14 protein-coding genes and 1 pseudogene are annotated in these 17315 nt (G+C 67.0%); 9 read left to right on the plus strand and 6 right to left on the minus strand.

The window, feature by feature from the left end; genetic code table 11:
• Positions 1–109 precede the first annotated feature (109 nt).
• The 3 genes and pseudogenes from ACFU4Z_RS13190 to ACFU4Z_RS13200 form a co-directional block, all read left to right on the plus strand.
• Positions 110–1096 carry an AAA family ATPase gene (locus ACFU4Z_RS13190; RefSeq protein ID WP_379062365.1) on the plus strand — a complete coding sequence of 329 codons (987 nt, stop codon included), beginning with the start codon at positions 110–112 and terminating at the stop codon, positions 1094–1096.
• A 3-nt stretch (positions 1097–1099) separates the two neighbouring features.
• On the plus strand, positions 1100–2413 hold the full coding sequence (locus ACFU4Z_RS13195; RefSeq protein ID WP_379062367.1) for a DUF58 domain-containing protein: 1314 nt from the start codon (positions 1100–1102) through the stop codon (positions 2411–2413).
• A gap of 74 nt (positions 2414–2487) precedes the next feature.
• Positions 2488–2577 (plus strand): annotated as a pseudogene (locus ACFU4Z_RS13200) (helix-turn-helix domain-containing protein); the annotation flags it as partial.
• Between the two features lie 88 nt (positions 2578–2665).
• Here ACFU4Z_RS13200 and ACFU4Z_RS13205 read toward each other — a convergent pair.
• Positions 2666–3460, minus strand: a complete 795-nt coding sequence (locus ACFU4Z_RS13205; RefSeq protein WP_379062369.1) for an RDD family protein — start codon at positions 3458–3460, stop codon at positions 2666–2668.
• A gap of 42 nt (positions 3461–3502) precedes the next feature.
• Here ACFU4Z_RS13205 and ACFU4Z_RS13210 point away from each other — a divergent pair, with 42 nt between their 5' ends.
• A complete protein-coding gene (locus ACFU4Z_RS13210) occupies positions 3503–4510 on the plus strand; it encodes a stage II sporulation protein M (protein ID WP_379062371.1) in 1008 nt (335 codons plus the stop codon).
• Positions 4511–5276: 766 nt separating this feature from the next.
• On the opposite strand, the gene ACFU4Z_RS13215 is transcribed toward ACFU4Z_RS13210, so the two are convergent.
• Positions 5277–7442 carry an MMPL family transporter gene (locus ACFU4Z_RS13215; RefSeq protein WP_379062373.1) on the minus strand — a complete coding sequence of 722 codons (2166 nt, stop codon included), beginning with the start codon at positions 7440–7442 and terminating at the stop codon, positions 5277–5279.
• Between the two features lie 91 nt (positions 7443–7533).
• Here ACFU4Z_RS13215 and ACFU4Z_RS13220 point away from each other — a divergent pair, with 91 nt between their 5' ends.
• Positions 7534–8178 carry a TetR/AcrR family transcriptional regulator gene (locus ACFU4Z_RS13220; protein WP_379062375.1) on the plus strand — a complete coding sequence of 215 codons (645 nt, stop codon included), beginning with the start codon at positions 7534–7536 and terminating at the stop codon, positions 8176–8178.
• A gap of 573 nt (positions 8179–8751) precedes the next feature.
• On the opposite strand, the gene ACFU4Z_RS13225 is transcribed toward ACFU4Z_RS13220, so the two are convergent.
• Positions 8752–10164 (minus strand): hypothetical protein, encoded by a 1413-nt coding sequence (locus tag ACFU4Z_RS13225; protein ID WP_379062377.1) that lies wholly within the window; start codon positions 10162–10164, stop codon positions 8752–8754.
• 272 nt (positions 10165–10436) lie between these two features.
• A complete protein-coding gene (locus ACFU4Z_RS13230; RefSeq protein ID WP_379062379.1) occupies positions 10437–11204 on the minus strand; it encodes an SDR family NAD(P)-dependent oxidoreductase in 768 nt (255 codons plus the stop codon).
• Between the two features lie 129 nt (positions 11205–11333).
• On the opposite strand from ACFU4Z_RS13230, the gene ACFU4Z_RS13235 reads away from it, so the two are divergent.
• Both ACFU4Z_RS13235 and ACFU4Z_RS13240 read left to right on the plus strand, forming a co-directional pair.
• Positions 11334–12497: an NADH:flavin oxidoreductase gene (locus ACFU4Z_RS13235; RefSeq protein WP_379062558.1), complete on the plus strand. Its 1164-nt coding sequence runs from the start codon at positions 11334–11336 to the stop codon at positions 12495–12497.
• 130 nt (positions 12498–12627) lie between these two features.
• A complete protein-coding gene (locus tag ACFU4Z_RS13240; RefSeq protein WP_379062381.1) occupies positions 12628–13149 on the plus strand; it encodes a hypothetical protein in 522 nt (173 codons plus the stop codon).
• A gap of 91 nt (positions 13150–13240) precedes the next feature.
• Here the strand turns inward: ACFU4Z_RS13240 and ACFU4Z_RS13245 are convergent, their stop codons facing one another.
• Positions 13241–13765: an anthrone oxygenase family protein gene (locus ACFU4Z_RS13245; RefSeq protein ID WP_379062383.1), complete on the minus strand. Its 525-nt coding sequence runs from the start codon at positions 13763–13765 to the stop codon at positions 13241–13243.
• Positions 13766–13850: 85 nt separating this feature from the next.
• On the opposite strand from ACFU4Z_RS13245, the gene ACFU4Z_RS13250 reads away from it, so the two are divergent.
• Complete coding sequence (locus tag ACFU4Z_RS13250; protein ID WP_379062385.1) at positions 13851–14321, plus strand: MarR family winged helix-turn-helix transcriptional regulator; 471 nt, start codon at positions 13851–13853, stop codon at positions 14319–14321.
• Positions 14322–14352: 31 nt separating this feature from the next.
• On the opposite strand, the gene ACFU4Z_RS13255 is transcribed toward ACFU4Z_RS13250, so the two are convergent.
• Positions 14353–14916, minus strand: coding sequence for a DUF4231 domain-containing protein (locus tag ACFU4Z_RS13255; protein WP_379062387.1), 564 nt, complete (start codon positions 14914–14916; stop codon positions 14353–14355).
• Positions 14917–15251: 335 nt separating this feature from the next.
• Between ACFU4Z_RS13255 and ACFU4Z_RS13260 the strand changes: the two genes are divergently transcribed.
• Positions 15252–17282 carry an FAD-dependent oxidoreductase gene (locus tag ACFU4Z_RS13260; RefSeq protein WP_379062389.1) on the plus strand — a complete coding sequence of 677 codons (2031 nt, stop codon included), beginning with the start codon at positions 15252–15254 and terminating at the stop codon, positions 17280–17282.
• The last annotated feature ends 33 nt before the right edge of the window (positions 17283–17315 follow it).

Below are 17315 nucleotides of genomic sequence, written 5' to 3' on the forward strand. Positions count from 1 at the left end.
CCGGGTTACGGAATCACCCACACGACACCGGAGGGTGGATGGGACATCGTGGCCGAGCGCTCATACCGCCCATGGGGTGCGGTAACCCCTGCACGACACAGGAGGTCGGATGACCAGCATGACCAACACCCACCACACCCCCACCGCCGAAGAGGCGGGTGCCGCGTTCGCCGCCTTGCGCGCCGAGATCGGTAAAGCGGTGGTCGGCAATGACACCGCGATCATGTACCTGGTTCTCGCGCTGCTGTGCCGCGGCCACGTGCTGTTGGAAGGTGTTCCAGGCGTGGCGAAAACGCTGCTGGTCCGGGCGTTGGCGACGGCATTGGACCTCGAGCATGCCCGCGTCCAGTTCACACCGGACCTGATGCCCGCCGATGTCACCGGCTCGCAGATCTACGACCCGCACTCGGCGGAATTCACCTTCCGGCACGGGCCGGTGTTCACCAACCTGCTACTCGCCGACGAAATCAACCGCACCCCACCCAAGACGCAGTCCGCACTGCTGGAATCCATGGAGGAGCGCCAGGTCTCGGTCGACGGCAAGCCACGGCCGCTGCCCGAGCCGTTCGTAGTGGTCGCTACCCAGAACCCCATCGAGCAGGAGGGCACCTACCCACTGCCGGAGGCGCAGCTGGACCGGTTCCTGTTCAAGGTCGACATCCAATTGCCTGGTCGCGATGACGAATTCCGCATCCTGCAGCGGCACGCCGCCGGATTCGACCCGCGCGACTTGGCCGGCGCCGGGCTGCGGCCCGTCGCGGGACCAGCGCATATCGCCGCGGGCCGGACCGCGGTCTCGCACGTCACCATCAGCCCGGAGGTGCTCGCCTACACCGTGGACATCTGCCGTGCCACCCGTACTTCGCCCGCCGTCCAGCACGGTGCGTCCACGCGCGGCGCCACCGCTCTGATGGCGGCGGCGCGCGCGTTCGCCTGGCTGAACGGGCGCGGGTTCGTGACCCCCGACGACGTGAAATCGGTCGCGGTCGCGGTGCTGCGGCACCGCCTGCACCTGCGGCCCGAGGCGGAACTGGACGGGGTGACGACCGAGGGCGTGATGTCGTCGCTGCTGCTCGCGGTCCCGGTCCCGGTGTAGCTCGTGGTCGTCACCGGTCGGCTGGCCACCGCGGGCGCGGTGGTCGCGCTGTTCGTCGTCTTCGTCATGCCGACCTGGCTCGGCGTGGCAATGATGACGAGTGCGCTCGCCGCTGCTGTGCTCATCGATATGGGCTCGGTCGCGCGCCCGCACGACGTCTCTCTCAGCAGAGAACCACTGACCGTCGTCCGCCTCGGCCGCAGCGCCGAGGTGGAGCTCGTTGTGCTCAACAGCGGGACCCGCACGGTACGCGGCACCCTGTGGGACGACTGGCCCGACAGCGCACGCGCCGCGCACCGCGCGCACCGACTGGATCTCGCGCACAACACCCGGACGCGCTTGCACACCACGCTCACGCCGACCTACCGCGGCGATCGAGCGGCGGGCCCGGTCACGCTGCGTCTGATCGGCCCGCTGGGCATCGCGGGCAGGCAGACCCGGCGCCTGGTGCCCGCGCGGGTGCGTGCGCTGCCGCCGTTCCGCAGCGAACACCTGATGCAGTCGAAAGTGAAACGGCTGCAACATCTCGAGGGTCGCAATGTCGCGAACCTGCGCGGCCAGGGCACCGAGTTCGACTCGTTCCGTGAGTACGTCCCCGGCGACGACGTGCGGTCCATCGACTGGCGCGCCACCGCACGAGCCAGCGACGTGCTGGTGCGCACCTGGCGCCCGGAACGCAACCGGCACATGCTGATGCTGCTCGACACCGGTCGCGTCAGTGCCGGCCGAGTCGGCAGTCCTGAGCACATCGACGACGGCACCCGACTGGACGCGAGCATCGAGGCCGCCCTGCTGCTCGGCGGGCTGGCCGCCGCGGCGGGCGACTCGGTGGATCTGCTCGCCTTCGACAGGAAGGTCCGGGCGGAGGTCCGCGGCGTCGGCGGAAAGGGATTGCAGCTGAAGCTGATGCACGCGATGGCGGGCATCAGCCCCGCCCTTGTCGACACCGACAGCGCGGGAATGGTCCGCGCGACCATCCAACGCACCCGCCGCCGCAGCCTGGTGGTCTGGTTCACCAGCCTCGACGGCGCCGCGGTGCAGGAGAACCTGCTGCCGGTGCTGCCCGTGCTGGCCCAACGGCACCGAGTACTGATCGTCTCCGTCACCGACCCCGAGATCGCCGCGGCCGCCGCGCGCCGCGACACCCTCGCCGACCTCTACCTCGCCGCCACCGCGGAGACCATCCTCGCCGAGCGCGCGCTGGTGCAGGACTCACTGCGCCGCAAGGGAATCGCGGTCGTCTCCGCGCCCCCGGACCGCCTGCCGGAGGCTTTGGCCGATGAGTACCTCGAACTCAAACAGTCCGGAACTATGTGAGTGCCGCGGCTGTAGACAGTTCGTTTGTTGGTGGTGTCGTTGTTGTCGGTGACTGATGCGATGCCGCAGAGGTGGTGCGGCACACATCATTTCGATTCTGCTTGGACCCCACGGTCGAGCAGCAGACGATGCCGTCGCGTCATGCCGGTGCGGCGCGGTTCGCGTTCAATCAATGCCGACACGCGGTGAAGACCGCAGTGAGCGCTCGCCGAACCGATCCTGTCCACTGCGCTGCCGATTGGAAGACATGCTTCAGCTACGGATGGCGGCCATGGCCATCGGCGAGACAGCCGCAGGAGCGGCAGGCAATGCCCGGCGTTGGCGTTCGGCGATCACCGCGCCGAGCACCTGCACCGGCGGGTAACCCAGCGGTGGCCGAATCCGCAGCCGCTCGCAGAGCGCGATGACAAGCGCCTGGCCGAGATTCGCCTGGACGGCGGGAGTGAGCGTGCGGACCCGCGTCAGGTATTGACGCACCGAGAGCGCGAGATCCTCGGGGAGGCCGGACAGGTCGAGCTGTCCGGCCCAGCCCGCGAGCCAGGGCGGGGCGGTGGCCAGCGCGGGCCGCGGCAGGCTCGTCTGGGCGTGCACCACAACGGTTCCGGCGAGCACGTCACCGATTCGGCGCGCGTTCGGGGAACACATCGAGGTGAGCACCGCGATGGCGCCGAAGCCGCCGAGGATCCAGAAATCGACGATGCCGCCCGCGAGGCCACGGGTGAGCGCGTGCCGGAAATCGATCGGCCCGCCGTCGGTGCGCACCACTCGCAGGCCGATCATCACCTTGCCGACCGTGCGCCCGCGCATCAGTGTTTCGCAGGCAACCGGGTAGCCGATGAGCACCCCGACGATCGCCACCAGCGCCGCCACATCCATCCACGCCGAGTCCGTGCCGGCAGCGGCCAGCACCGCGGCGGCCGCGAACAACAGCGAGCACCCCAGCGCGAACTGCACCACGACGTCGATGAGGAACGCGGACGCCCTGGTGGGGATCCGCGCGATCGGCAGCTCGAGCGCGACCGCTTCGCCGGTAGTGAATTCAGCCATGTCGAATAGCATTCTTCCGACCAGTGGTGAGGGAGGCAACCAATGGACGTCGACGCGTACAGCTACACCCACCGGCGGTCCTGGGACCGGCTGGACTATCTGGCCCGGCGCCGGTCGCTGAGCGGCGCCGAGGCGGACGAGCTCGTCGCGCTGTATCGGCGGACCTCGCAGCAGCTGGCTCGGTTGCAGTCGCACAGTCCCGACCCCGAACTCATCGCCGGGCTCAGCGCATTGCTGGCAAGGGCGCGCGGCAAGGTGCTCGGCACCAAGGCCGATACCTGGGCGGAGATCGGCAGGTTCTGCACCCACCGGTTCCCCGCGGCGGTCTACCGGGCCTGGCCGTGGTGGGTGAGCGTCGCGGCGGTGTTCCTCGTTGTGTCGGGCGGGCTCGCGGTGTGGGTGCACGGGTCCGGTGCGGCGCACGACCTGCTCGGTCTCCCCGACAACACCGACGCACTCACCAAACCGGGCGGCAAATTCGAGACCTACTACTCGGAGCATCCGCAGGGTGCGTTCGCCGCGCAGGTGTGGACGAACAACGCGTGGGTATCGGCGATCGCGTTGTTCACCGGGGTGCTGATCCTGCCTGCGGTGTACCTGCTGTTCATGAACGCGCTCAATGTGGGTGTCAGCGCAGGGCTCATGGCCGAGGCGGGCAGGCTCGACTCGTTCTTCGGGTACATCCTGCCGCACGGGATGCTCGAGCTGACGGCGGTCTTCGTGGCGGGCGGGGCCGGACTGAAGCTGGGCTGGACGCTGATCGATCCGGGTCGTGCCAGCAGGCTGGAGGCGGTGGCGCGGCAGGGACGAGCCACCGCGGCGATCGCGATCGGCTTGGTCGGAGTCCTGCTGGTGTCCGGTTTCCTGGAGGGTTTCGTCACACCGAGCCCGCTGCCCGCTTCGGCGCGCATCGCGATCGGGTTCGTCGCCGAAGTCTTGTTCCTGGCCTATGTGTTCGGCGCGGGTCGGCGCGCGGCGCTCGAGCAGCAAGCGGCGGTGGTGGGAAGCCCGGCCGAGGATCGTTGGCAGACAACGCCGAGCACACGGTGAGTGAAATGGCTCCGGGCAATCGGCAGCAACGATGCGCTACAACCAGGTTGTGAACTCCCCCATTTGAGTTCCGCTGGCCGCAGCGAGTCCAGCTCAGCTGCGGCCAGCGTTACCGTCAACTGTACACAATCGTTATCCGCATGCAACCCTCCACGCCGAGGTCGAGCGTATAAAGCAGCACGCCAGCAAACCCATGTGGGCGCATGGTTTTTCACTACTCCAGCTAACCCATGGCGGCACTGCGGGCGCCCGGTTTTCGGCTCACAAAAGACCCCCGCCACGAGATACCGAGCGGCAATCCTTAACCACCGCGGGGCGCATCAAACATTCCCCAAACGATTAGCTGGAGCCATTCAATAGATCTCTCCATGGTCGGCCGACACGCGTCACTACCTGCATGTTCAGTGGCTTGTAATGGAGATAGCTGGACAGTGGATGAACAGAAAGCGACTCAAGGTTTGTTTAATGCGTAATAAACAAGATATGTGCCATGCGGTGCCGCACGTAGGTATACCGACGGCCTGTCAAGATCAGAAATAACCAGTTGCGCAAAGGTGGTTGCTCGTGCCATCGGCTCCGACGCCATCAGCACCGTGACCGCAACTATGCAGCCCTCTGTGATCTTCGCCTCATTGCTTCCGGGAAGGTGGTCGAACCAGGCGAAATGCACGCAGTGGCGGACGTTTCATTGCGCTGCCGACAACACCCGTGAACGCCGCGAACGGCCCCCGCGCACCGAGCGCGAGGGCCGTCTGCCGAACCTCGGTCAGCCCTCGGCGAGACCGACCCGAGCGTGCACCAACCGCATCGGCCGCGGCGCGTACCAGGCGGCCCGGCCGAGCAGGCGCATCGCCACCGGCACCAGCACGCCACGCACCAGCGTCGCGTCGATCAGAATCGCCAAACCCGCACCGAGCCCGAAGAACTGGATGAACCGGACATCGCTGGTGGTGAAGGCGAGAAAGCTGATCGAGATCAGCGCCGCGGCGGTGGTGACGAGCCTGCCGGTCCTGGCCAGTCCCTCGACGACCGCGTCACCCGCGGACACGCCACGGTCGCGCAACTCCTTGATCCTGCTGATCACGAACACCTCGTAGTCCATCGACAGGCCGAAGGTGATGCAGAACAACAGCAGCAACATCGACACGTCCAGTGGCGCGGGTGTGAAACCGATCAGTCCGGACAGGTGGCCGTCCTGGAAGATGAACACCATCAGACCGAGGGTCGCGGCCAGGCTCAGCACGTTCGACAGCAGGGCGCGCAGCGGCTGCACGATGCTGCCGGTGAACAGGAACAGCAGCACGAAGGTCGTCAGCACGATCCAGCCGATCGCGGTGGGCAGCTTCGACCCGATCGAGGCCAGGCTGTCGCGCAGCTCGGCGGCCTGCCCGCCGACCAAGGCACTCGCCCCCACCGGGCTCGGGACGTCGCGCACCTTGTCGACCAGCTCACGAGCGGCGCTCGAGTTGAGGTCCAGGTCGGTGAGCACGGCCAGCCGCTGCGCGTCGGGACGGGCGAACCTGGCATCGGCGGGCGAGGTCGCCGATTGTGCGCCGCGCACGAAAGTGCCCGCGCTGGAATCGACCTGGGTGACGTGCTCGACCAGCGACAGGGTGCGCGCGTAGTCCGCGAGCGGGGCTGCGGCCACCCCGGCCGTCGTGACCACCGACAGCGCGTTGGCGTCGCCGCCGCCGAAGTCGTCGCGCATCGCATCACCGACCTGCCGCACCTCGGCACTGGTGGGCAATACCCGATCGTCGGGGGTGCCGAACTGCACATTCAGCAGCGGCGCGGCGGCAAGCAGCAGCACCGCGACCACCGGAACGCCCGCCAGCGCCGGCCTGCGCATCGCGAAACCGGCGACGCCCGCCCAGAACGGCGTCGCGTCACCACGGATCCCGCGGACGCCGGGCACCCGCCACGCATCGGTGCGTGCACCGAGCACCGCGAGCAGCGCGGGCAGCACGACGACCGCGGCCAGGGCGGAGATGCCCACGACGCCGATCCCGCCATAGGCGAACGAGCGCAGGAAGTACTGCGGGAAGATCACCAGGGCCGAGAGTGCCGCGACCACCGTCGCCGCGCTGAACACGATGGTGCGGCCTGCCGTCGACACCGCGGCGACCACCGCGTCGGACGGCTCCGCTCCTGCCGCGCGCCGTTCCCGGAATCGGCTGACCATCAGCAACCCGTAGTCGACCGCGAGCCCGAGACCGAGGCCGGTGGTGAGGTTCACCGCGTAGATCGACACATCGGTGACCGAGCCGAGGATCGCGAGTTCGGTGAAGGTGCCAAGAATGGCGATCCCGCCGACGACCAGGGTGAGCAGCGCGGCGATCACATTGCCGAAGGCGAGCACCAGCAGTGCCAGGATCAACGGCACCGCAACGGCTTCGGCGAGACCGAGGTCCTTGCCGATCTGCTCGGTGATCGAATGGAAGATCGCGGAGCTGCCTCCGATGCGAATCTGCGCGACCGGGCCGTCGGCACGGTAATCCTCGACGATCGCGTCGGCGTCCTTCTCCTTGTCGGCGGCATCGTTGGCCGAACTGCCCGCGAGTACGACGGCCGCGGTCGCGTCGGCGGACCGCATCGCCGGCGATCCGGTCTCCCAGTACGAGACGACATTGGTGAGCCTGCCGTCGGCGGCGAGTCGGCGCGCCAGGTCCCGGCCGAGATCGGCGACGCCTACGTCGTCGACAGTGCCGGTCTTCGCCCCGATCAGGAAGACGTAGTCGGTGTCCGCACCGAACTTGTCCGCCAATCGGCTCGTCGCGGCGCTGGATTGCGCGTGCGGATCCTCCTGCCCTCCCGGCTGCATTTTGCTGAACGCGGTTGCGCCGACCACCCCGCCCGCGAGCAGCGCGAATACGCCGACGACGAGTATCCAGCGGGCGTGGCGGACGGTGAATCTGCCGAGTCTTTCGAACATGTCGGGCCTCCCCGATCGAGAATGTTTACGGTCGCAAACTTGATGGGTGTTAACTTGCCACGAGATGTGTGCTGGTGTCAACATCAGAGGGATGACGGACTCGGAATCAGCGACCAAGCGCGCCAACCGCGCAGGCCCGTACCACCACGGCGACCTGCGCAACGCGCTTGTGCGCGCCGCCGCCGAGCTCGCGGAAACCGGCGGGCCGGAGGCGGTGACCGTGCGTGCGGCCGCCCGGCTGGTCGGTGTCACGCCGACCGCGGCCTACCGCCACTTCACCAATCACGACCAACTACTCGGCGCGGCACAGGCCGAGGCGCAGCAGAGCCTGTTCGGTGCGATGTCCGCCGGCGTGGAATCCCTTGGCCCCGAAGCGCACGCGATCTTGCGCCTGAATGCGGTCGGCCGCGGGTATATCGCCTTCGCCAGAGCGGAACCCGGGCTGTTCCGCACCGCCTTCTGCGAAACCGGCCCGGTCGACGGAGCACCGGAAGACTCGCCTGCGTTCAACCTGTTGTCCACACTGCTCGACGAGCTTGTCGAGATCGGCTACATGGACCCGGCACACCGCCCCGACGCCGAAATCGCGGCCTGGGCAATGGTGCACGGACTTGCCGCACTGATGGTCGAAGGACCCATCCCCGGTTTGGACGACGCCGCTCGCGAACAGGCCATCACCCACACCCTCGCCGTGATCCAGCGTGGACTCGCCACCGGCCCGAAAGCCTCCGGCTGAGCCCCTTCACCATCGGATATCGGCGCGAGCTCGAGGCCGGTGGCCAGGCTGTTGCGGCGCCGCACCCTTCCGCGTGTGGCAGCGGCCGCCTGCCGAGCACGGCACTACGGAGTTCTGCCGATTGTCATGCCCTGGGCGCGAGGCCGGCTCTCCGCCGAGCGCCTGCGACTGTGGCCGCCCGGCCGCAGCACTATGGAGTCTGCCGACAGCTATGCCATAGGGCGCGGGCAGCGCGTAGCTTTCCACAACACCGAAATCTCCCATCGCACAGGCTGTGCAGACTCGTGACGCCCAATACGCTGCCGAACGTCACTGCCGCGCATTCGAGCCCACCATCTCGGCGCGCTATCCACAAGCACTGCACTGATCTGTCCACACACTCGACAACCACTCACAGGGGTCACACAGGTATGCACATGGCCTTACGCAGGTATGCACAGGGCCTGTGGAAAGTCTCGATCATCGGTCGAGACCAAAAGTGTTGTGGCGCACTATCCACAGGCGCTTCCACCGGCAACGATCCACCAGGCGATGGGCCCGGATCCGAGTATCGAACGGCCGCGAGGCGGCGTGTCAACGAATGCGCAGAATCCCGGTGATGGTGCCCTGCATGACCTCTCCACCATGGGTGACCAGCGGCGACGTCTGCAGCGGGTCGTCGACGACGGTGCCGGGCAGCGGCCTGCTCGAGGTGACGGCGCCGGTGTCGGGATCGATGACGGTGAAGGCGTAACCGTCCAGCGGCGTCGTGGTGTCGAGACCGATTCGCGTCACTGTGTATATCGCGCTGTCGACTGTGGATAGATGCGGAACGGCGGCGCTGCGCACCGTGTTCTCCCAGACCGTGTGGCACCCGGTGTCGTCGACGTCGACGCGAGTCATACCGCCGATGAACGGCGCGGCGGCCGGAACCGCCTGGCCCGCGCCCTCGGGAACCGCGGGATATGGATAGCCGTAGGTGCTGGCGACGAACAACGAGCGGCCGATGCCGATCGGTGAATTCTCGCTGCCCGCACCACCCTTCGTGAGCACCGGCTGTGCACACACCAGCTGGCCGCTGCCCGAACGGAAGACCAGCGCATTGACCCGGCCGTCGGCGTTGTCCACAATCGTCAGGTAATCGGCGCCGGTATTCGGACCGAAATAGGTAGGCGTGGAACCGGTTCCCCAGCTGAGCTGGCCGGGCTTGCGCGCCCGGCCGCGATCGTAGGCCGCACGCCAGAGCACCTCGGGTCGTCCCGCCTCGGCCCGTAATTCGTAGAGGGCGTGGCTGGTCGCGACGGCGATGCGCCCGCTCGGCGCCGCCGAGATGCTGTTGGCGACCTGCTCGCCCGCGGGCAGCGCGACGACCGCTGCCCCGCCCACGGGCGGAACCAGTCCGACCAGGCCCTTGCCGGTGGCGAACCAGACATTGCCGGACCAATCCGGCACGAGCCCAGTGACGTTGTCGCCGACCGGAATTACCGGGGCGAGATCGGTCGACGACTCGACCGCGAGCTGCCACCCGCCCGCCGCATCGCGGGTGTGGGCCACACGGAGCAACGTGCGATTCCCGTCCACGACCATCAGCCGGTCGGCATTGTCCAGATAGGCGTAGACGCCGCCGAGCAGGCTGCCCTTGGCCAAGGTGAGCGAAGCCAGCGAGGCACCGAGCGGCGTGCCACCGGCCGGATCGAGCAGGTGCACGACCGGAGCCTGTCCCGCGATCGCCGTGCACAGCGCGACCACGAGACCGTCCGAACCCTGCAGCAGCGTCGGACACGCCGCCACCAGCGGATAGACGCCCACCGACACGTCGCCGGGTCCAGGGCCCGCCAAAGGTGTCGCGTCCGATGAGCCGGCGTCACCGTGCATGGTCGCGGTGCCGAGCGGCCCGAGATGCGGGTTGGGCGGCGCCAGCGGACCCCACTGCCCCGCCGCGTCGGCGGCGCTCGCGGGCACGAGCGCCAATGCGCAGGCGGCCAGGACAATCAGCGGTGATCGCATCCAGCATCCTTCCGTTCGACAGCGGGGCCTTCGATCGAATCCGATCCGGCGTGGCAGCAACAGTATTCGAAACGTCGGTGATCCAAATAGCACCCCGGCGGTGGCTACGATGGCGCCATGGCGAGAATGCCGTTCACCGCATACGGATTCACGTTGCGGCCGGTGGCCGAGGTGATCGGCGCGCTGGAACGCGCCGGGTGCTCCGTGCTCACGAGGAGCTGCCCAACCGGCCGATCCCACACCACCTACTGGTCGCCACGCCCGCGTAGGGACTACATCAAGGCACCGCCGTCGATGCGGATCTCGGTCCCGGTCATGTAGCGGCCGTCATCGGAGGCGACCATCGCGACCACGCCCGCGATATCGTCCGGGCTCCCGAGCGCGCCGCCGTTGAGCCAGCCGGTCATCCTGGCGAACAGGCTCGGGTCGAAGCCATCCGGCTGATCCCGAATGGATTTCGTGGTGATCCCGCTGGTGATGCCCGCGGGCACGATATTGACAGCGCGCAGACCCTGCTTGGCGTACTCCAGCGCGATGGCGTGGGTGAATGCGTTGACTCCGCCCTTGGATGCGGCGTAAGCGGCCAGATAGGGCGCGGCGCTGAAGGCCGCCGTCGAGGACAGATTCACCACGACGCCGTGCCCGGATTCCACCAGCGCGGGCAGCGCGCTCTGGGTCATCAGGAAGGTTCCGGTGAGGTTCACCGAGATGACCTGATTCCACACCTCGAGCGGCATTTCGTCGGTGCGGGCCGGGCGCAGGATGCCCGCCGCGTTCACCAGCACATCGAGGCCACCGAGGAATTCCAGTGCCGAGCCCGTCGCGGTGCGCACCGAATCGGGATCGGCGACGTTCACCTGCACAGTCCGCAACCGGTCGGCGGCATCGCCCGCCTTCGCCGCGGTGGCTTCCAGGCCGGGCTGATCGATGTCGGCGGCGACCAGCTGCGCGCCTTCGTCGAGTAGCCGCAGGGCAATACCCTGACCGATGCCCGATCCCGCACCTGTGACCAATACTCGGCGACCCTCGTATCTACGCATGCCAAAAATTAGAACAGGTTCTCATTGGGAGTCAATACGTTCGCGCTGCGCATTTCGGTTCCATAAAACCGCAACACGTTCTAGCCTGGGGTCGTGTCGACGGAGATCCGCGATGCGTTCCAGCCCGCCATGCTCGGGCCGGTCCAGCTGCGCAACCGCATCATCAAGGCCGCGACGTTCGAGGGACGCACACCGGACGCGCTGGTCACCGACGATCTCATCGAGTTCCACCGCAGGGTCGCCGCGGGCGGCGCGGCACTGACCACCGTCGCCTACTGCGCGGTCGCGCCGGAGGGCCGCACCGATCGTCATCAGATCTGGATGCGCACCGACGCCGTGCCCGGCCTGCAACGACTCACCGACGCGGTACACGCCGAAGGCGGTGCGGTCTCCGCTCAGCTCGGCCACGCGGGCCCGGTCGCCAACGCGGCGTCCAACCGCGCACCGGCGCTGGCGCCGAGCAGGCAGCTCAGCCCCATCAGCCTGCGCGTCACGCACGCGGCGAGCGAGACCGATATCCGGCGCATCATCACCGCACACGCCGAGGCCGCCCGGCTCGCGGTTCGCGCCGGATTCGACGCCGTGGAGCTGCATTTCGGCCATAACTATCTGATCAGCGCCTTCCTCAGCCCGGCGCTGAACAAACGCTCCGACTCCTACGGCGGCACCCTGGCCAACCGTGCGCGCCTGGCCAGGCAGACCGCGCAGGCGGTGCGCGACGAAGTCGGCGACGAGATCGCGGTGCTCGCGAAGTTCAATATGGACGACGGTGTGCGCGGCGGGTTCGGCATCGAGGAAAGCCGCACCGTCGCACGGTGGCTGGCCGAGGACGGAAACCTCGACGCGCTCGAACTCACCGTCGGCAGCTCGCTGCGCAATCCCATGTACCTGTTCCGCGGCGACGTCCCGTTGCGCGAATTCGCCGCCCAATTCCCGCAGCCCCAGCGCTGGGGCATCCGCTTCGCAGGCCGGAAATTCCTGCGCACCTACCCCTATCGCGACGCGTACCTGCTCGACGAGGCGTCGCGCTTCCGCGCCGAACTCGACCTCCCGCTGATCCTGCTCGGCGGCATCGCCTCCCGCGCGGCCATCGACACCGCGATGGCGCACGGCTTCGACTTCGTCGCCATGGCGCGGGCACTGCTCTATGACCCCGATCTGATCAATCGGATGCGCGCCGACGAGGTGTCGGTCTCGCCGTGCACCCACTGCAACCGCTGCATGCCGACGATCTATCAGGGCACCCGCTGCGTGCTGACCACCCCGGCGGCCGATCCCGCACACACCGCGTAACCAGCACCGAAAGCCACCATCGGGCTCATGTCAGCGCGCTGTCAGCGCCGGTCGGCATCGTCGTTCTCATCGACAACGCCACTGCGGTTCGTCGCCACAGTGACAGAACATCCGATGAGGAGAACACACCATGTACGTCTTCGCCGCCGTCCTGCAGCTGCTGATCGCCCTCGCCTTCGTGAGCATCCCGCTGGTGCGCCACCGCTACGGCGCCACCGCGAAAGCAGCCGCCGAGGCGGAACTGCGAAGGCAGGGCATTCCCGCGTCGGTGTTGCAGGAGAACAACATCAGCTTCGATGCCAGCGGCCACGAGACGATCGTCCCCGCGACTGTCGCCATGATCATGACGGTCCTGGCCGCCCTCCAGCTGACCGGCAACCACTGGGGCCAGACCCTGTCCTGGATCTTCCAGCCGCTGGTGCTCGTCGGCAACGTGCTCATCATCTACAGCAACCTGACCGCGGCGACGTCCGTCCAGGCCGCTTTCGCTCGCAAGGGCGACCCGATGCTGGCGCGCGTCGACGCGGCCGCCCTGCTGAAGGCCGCGGAAAGCGGCTTCCCGCACTGGGTGATGCCCATCCTCCAGAACATTCGCCACGCCGTGGTGATGGGCGGTTCGATCCTCATCCTCATCGCACTCGTCCTCGCCTGAGACCCGGTTCCCGGTATCGGGACGAGCGATACACGAAAAACGCGGAGGCCCGGTCCCTTTGGACCAGGCCCCCGCGTGCCGTGGGCAGACGCTAAGCAGCCGCCGTGACCGCAGGGGCCGGTGTGGCCGGCTCGGCGCGCAGCGCCGACAGTGACAGGGCGCGCAGCAGACACAACCAACCGATACCGCCGAGCACCATGCGCAGGTAGTTCAGAGTGGTCCACCAGGTGACGAAGGATTCGACACGTTCGGGCGTCCAGTCAGCGCCACCGGACTGGAACATCAACATCTGCGGAACGAAGTAGGCGTAGCTGAACACCGCGTAGCAGGTCATCGCCGCCGCACCGACGATCCACCAGCGCCGGGCCGCCGTGGGCGTCCGGCAGGCAATGACGAGGTTCACGAGGGCGAGCAGCGCGACGGCTGGTGAAACGAACGGCCAGAATGCGCGCCCCGCCCGCTTCATACCGGACTCCTCCATCGCTGTGAGCGTCTGCTCGGGGGGCACGTCGGCCCACAGGGGAACGATGCCGAGCTTCTCGTACCAGCCCGCACCGAACTGGATCCCCACGAAAATCACCAGCAGCCAGAGGGGGATCGCCCGCTTCGTCGTCATGTCCTCGTCTCCCAACGTTGCATCGAGTACTCTCACCATTTGCGAGCATCTCTATATTGGAGATATTAAAAGAGGGGGTACTGAGATGGGATCAGGGAAAACCAGGAGCGAGACCCTGAATTCGTTGCATGCGGAACTGCGGACCCAGGCGACACGCACAGTCATCTTCCACTCGGCCGTTGCCGCGCGGCTCGGCATCACCGTCACAGATCTGAGCTGCCTCAACCTGCTGAGCGCGGCTGGGCCGCAGACACCGGGGCAGTTGGCCGAACTGATCGGGATCACGCGGGGCGGGGCGGTGACAACGATGATCGATCGGCTCGAGCGAGCTGGGTTCGTGCGCCGCGGCCGAGACCCGCTCGATCGGCGCCGAGTGCTGGTCGAGCCGATTTCAACCGTGGCAGATGCAGTGGCCCCCTTGTTCGCCGGTCTGGCGGCCGCGGTCGGCGAGCACCTCGCCGGGTATAGCGATCGAGACTTGGAGGTCCTACTGCGATTCGTCGGCACGCTCAATAGGCGCGTGGCAGTGGCCACCGACGAACTGCGAACTCCATAGGTGAAGAACGCGGAGCTTTGCCGAACTCACGCTATTCGGCTCCACCTTGTCGCGGTCGACCATCGACGGCGAGGTGTCGCGCGTACCACTCTTCCCAGTGCTCGGCGCAGATTTCCTCCACTGCCTCCACCAACGTGGCAGCGTCCTTGGTTGTCCCATATGGAGCGGCGCCAACACAGAACAGTGCAACCTGACGTTCGATCGCGTACACGACCCGCTTTCGGTTGGCCCAGCTTTCTTTCCAGCTGAACAGTTGTCGGCATCCGTTGAGAACGATGGCCAACGAGCCGAGGCCGACAATCCACTTGTTACCGACTCCGAATGCGGCACAAGCCGGTATCGCGGCGGCGACCACGAGATTGAGGATCTCCAACGTTCCATGCCGCAGTCGAGCCTGATGTCCAGCGCGAACATAGCGCTCCCACGTGGTCACCACGGATGGCGGGACGGGCGCGCCGGCAGGGGTTCTGGCCTGACGGAACCAGTCCATGGAGCCTGGTTTGAATTTATCGTTCGACACTGCGATCCCGCCTTCCGCATCCAGGTCCGAGCGTGCAGGTCGACGAGCTCGCGGTCCCAGGTCGGCGTGCTGCACACATGTCGTTGTCGCGTCGAATACTCGGACATTGCGCTCCCCCGAGCGTGCCTCCATGGAGGCCGGTCCGGCGGAACCAGTATTGCGATATGCCAGGCATCATCATTCTCCGACTGATCACGCAGCACGGTCGAGATCCGTGGGTGGACAGGAATCAATGAACTGCCACTTGATCATGGATACGGCGCCGGTCACGAGTAGCGCACTACCGGAATCGCGCATTTTACCGTCCGCCGGTGATAGCAATCCCTCATACAGATGATGCAGTCCGCTTGGAGTTGAACGGCCGTTCAACTCCCGTTGCGGGAGTACCGACCGGTCATTAGGTTCTTTCCATGAGTTCAGATTTTCCGCGCTTGCTGTCACCACTCCAGCTGGGGCGTGTCACGCTGCGCAATCGCGTGGTGATGGGTTCGATGCACACCAACCTGGAGGACCGGGATTGGCACATCGACCGGCTGGCCGCGTTTTTCGCGGAACGGGCCCGCGGCGGCGTGGGTCTGATCGTCACCGGCGGGTATTCCCCCAGTCGCGAAGGCTGGCTGTGGCCATTCGCTTGCGCGATGCTCACCGAGGCCGACGCCGAACGCCACCAGGTCATCACCACGGCGGTACACGAAGCGGGGGCCAAGATCGCGCTGCAGATCATCCACGGTGGCCGCGATTCGAATATTCCCGGTAACGTCGCGCCCTCGGCCGTGGCGTCGCCGCTCGTCGCGTTCGAGCCGAAGGCTTTCTCCGAGGCGGGCATCGAATCGACGATCGCCGACCATGTGCGCTGCGCGGAATTGGCGAGGATGGCCGGATACGACGGCATCGAGTTGATGGGCGGCGAGGGCTTCCTGATCAACCAGTTCCTCGCGCCGCGCACCAACATTCGGACCGACGATTGGGGCGGCTCGGCAGCCAACCGACGGCGGTTCCCGGTCGAAATCGCCAGACGAACCCGGGCCGCACTCGGCGAGGACTTCCTCATCATGTTCCGGATGTCCCTGGCCGACTTCGTCGAAGACGGACAGACCTTCGAGGAAATCATCGCGCTGGCGAAGGAATTGGAATCCGCCGGTGTGGACATCATCAACACCGATATCGGCTGGCACGAATCGCGCGTGCCGACCATCGTCACCTCGGTGCCGCGCGCCGCGTTCGTCGGATACACCGCAAAGCTGAAGGCGCACGTATCGATCCCGGTGTGTGCCTCGAATCGGATCAATATGCCCGAGATCGCCGAGGAGATCCTGGAGCGCGGCGACGCGGATCTCATCTCACTGGCCCGTCCGCTCCTGGCCGACCCGGAATGGGTGAACAAGGCCGCCCAATCGCGCGTAGACGAGATCAACACCTGCATCGCCTGCAACCAGGCCTGCCTGGACCACACCTTCACTCGCCAAACCGTTTCCTGCCTGGTGAATCCGCGCGCCTGCCACGAAACGCTGCTGCAGCTGTTGCCCACCAAGCACGCCAAACGCGTCGCCGTCGTCGGCGCAGGCCCGGCGGGCCTGTCGGCGGCCATCGGGCTGGCCGAGCGCGGTCACCACGTCGAACTGTTCGAAGCATCGGACAAGATCGGCGGCCAGTTCGACCTGGCTCGCCGCATCCCGGGCAAGGAGGAATTCAACGAGTCGATCAGGTACTTTCGCCGAAAGCTCGAAGTCTCCGGCGTCACCCTGCATTTGAACGTACAGATCACCGCCCAGCAGCTGGCCGACGGCAACTGGGACGAGGTCGTGCTGGCGACCGGCGTGCGTCCGCGCGTGCCCGATATCCCTGGGATCGACCACCCGATGGTGCTGTCCTACCCGGAGCTGATCCGGGAGGAGCGTCCCGTCGGCCAACGCGTCGCCGTCGTCGGTGCGGGCGGGATCGGTTTCGATGTCAGCGAATTCCTCACCGTCGACGGACCCGCCGCGCAAAAGCTCGAGGAATGGCAGGCCGAGTGGGGCGTCACCGAGGACGAGCAGGCTCCAGGCCAGCTGACGACTCCGACGCCATCCCCCGCCCTGAGGAAAGTGACACTGCTGCAACGGAAGACCGGCCCGTTCGGCACCACCCTCGGCACGACGACCGGCTGGATCCACCGCGCCACCCTGGACGGCAAAGGGGTCGAGCAGATCGGCGGGGTCAACTACGAGCGCATCGACGATCGCGGCCTGCACATCAGCTTCGGCCCGAACCGGGAAGGCCCGCGCGTGATCGATGTCGACAACGTGATCGTGTGCGCAGGCCAGGAGTCCGTTCGAGAGCTGCGCGACGAGCTCGAAACACTCGGTGTGCGGGTGCATCTCATCGGCGGCGCCGAGGAGGCCGGTGAACTGGACGCCAAGCGGGCAATCGAGCAAGGCACCCGCCTGGCGGCCACGATCTGAACTTCGCAAGCGCAGCGGTCGGGCGATCCAGGA

The organism is Nocardia sp. NPDC057440, from assembly GCF_042802915.1.
Classification (GTDB): Bacteria; Actinomycetota; Actinomycetes; order Mycobacteriales; family Mycobacteriaceae; genus Nocardia.

Excerpts from the sequence above, each read along its gene's own strand:
- ACFU4Z_RS13210 (WP_379062371.1), top strand. The coding sequence starts at position 3,503 with ATGGACGTCGACGCGTACAGCTACACCCACCGGCGGTCCTGGGACCGG.
- ACFU4Z_RS13215 (WP_379062373.1), bottom strand. The coding sequence starts at position 7,442 with ATGTTCGAAAGACTCGGCAGATTCACCGTCCGCCACGCCCGCTGGATA.
- ACFU4Z_RS13190 (WP_379062365.1), top strand. The coding sequence starts at position 110 with ATGACCAGCATGACCAACACCCACCACACCCCCACCGCCGAAGAGGCG.
- ACFU4Z_RS13245 (WP_379062383.1), bottom strand. The coding sequence starts at position 13,765 with ATGACGACGAAGCGGGCGATCCCCCTCTGGCTGCTGGTGATTTTCGTG.
- ACFU4Z_RS13250 (WP_379062385.1), top strand. The coding sequence starts at position 13,851 with ATGGGATCAGGGAAAACCAGGAGCGAGACCCTGAATTCGTTGCATGCG.
- ACFU4Z_RS13225 (WP_379062377.1), bottom strand. The coding sequence starts at position 10,164 with ATGCGATCACCGCTGATTGTCCTGGCCGCCTGCGCATTGGCGCTCGTG.
- ACFU4Z_RS13260 (WP_379062389.1), top strand. The coding sequence starts at position 15,252 with ATGAGTTCAGATTTTCCGCGCTTGCTGTCACCACTCCAGCTGGGGCGT.
- ACFU4Z_RS13230 (WP_379062379.1), bottom strand. The coding sequence starts at position 11,204 with ATGCGTAGATACGAGGGTCGCCGAGTATTGGTCACAGGTGCGGGATCG.
- ACFU4Z_RS13220 (WP_379062375.1), top strand. The coding sequence starts at position 7,534 with ATGACGGACTCGGAATCAGCGACCAAGCGCGCCAACCGCGCAGGCCCG.
- ACFU4Z_RS13205 (WP_379062369.1), bottom strand. The coding sequence starts at position 3,460 with ATGGCTGAATTCACTACCGGCGAAGCGGTCGCGCTCGAGCTGCCGATC.
- ACFU4Z_RS13235 (WP_379062558.1), top strand. The coding sequence starts at position 11,334 with ATGCTCGGGCCGGTCCAGCTGCGCAACCGCATCATCAAGGCCGCGACG.
- ACFU4Z_RS13240 (WP_379062381.1), top strand. The coding sequence starts at position 12,628 with ATGTACGTCTTCGCCGCCGTCCTGCAGCTGCTGATCGCCCTCGCCTTC.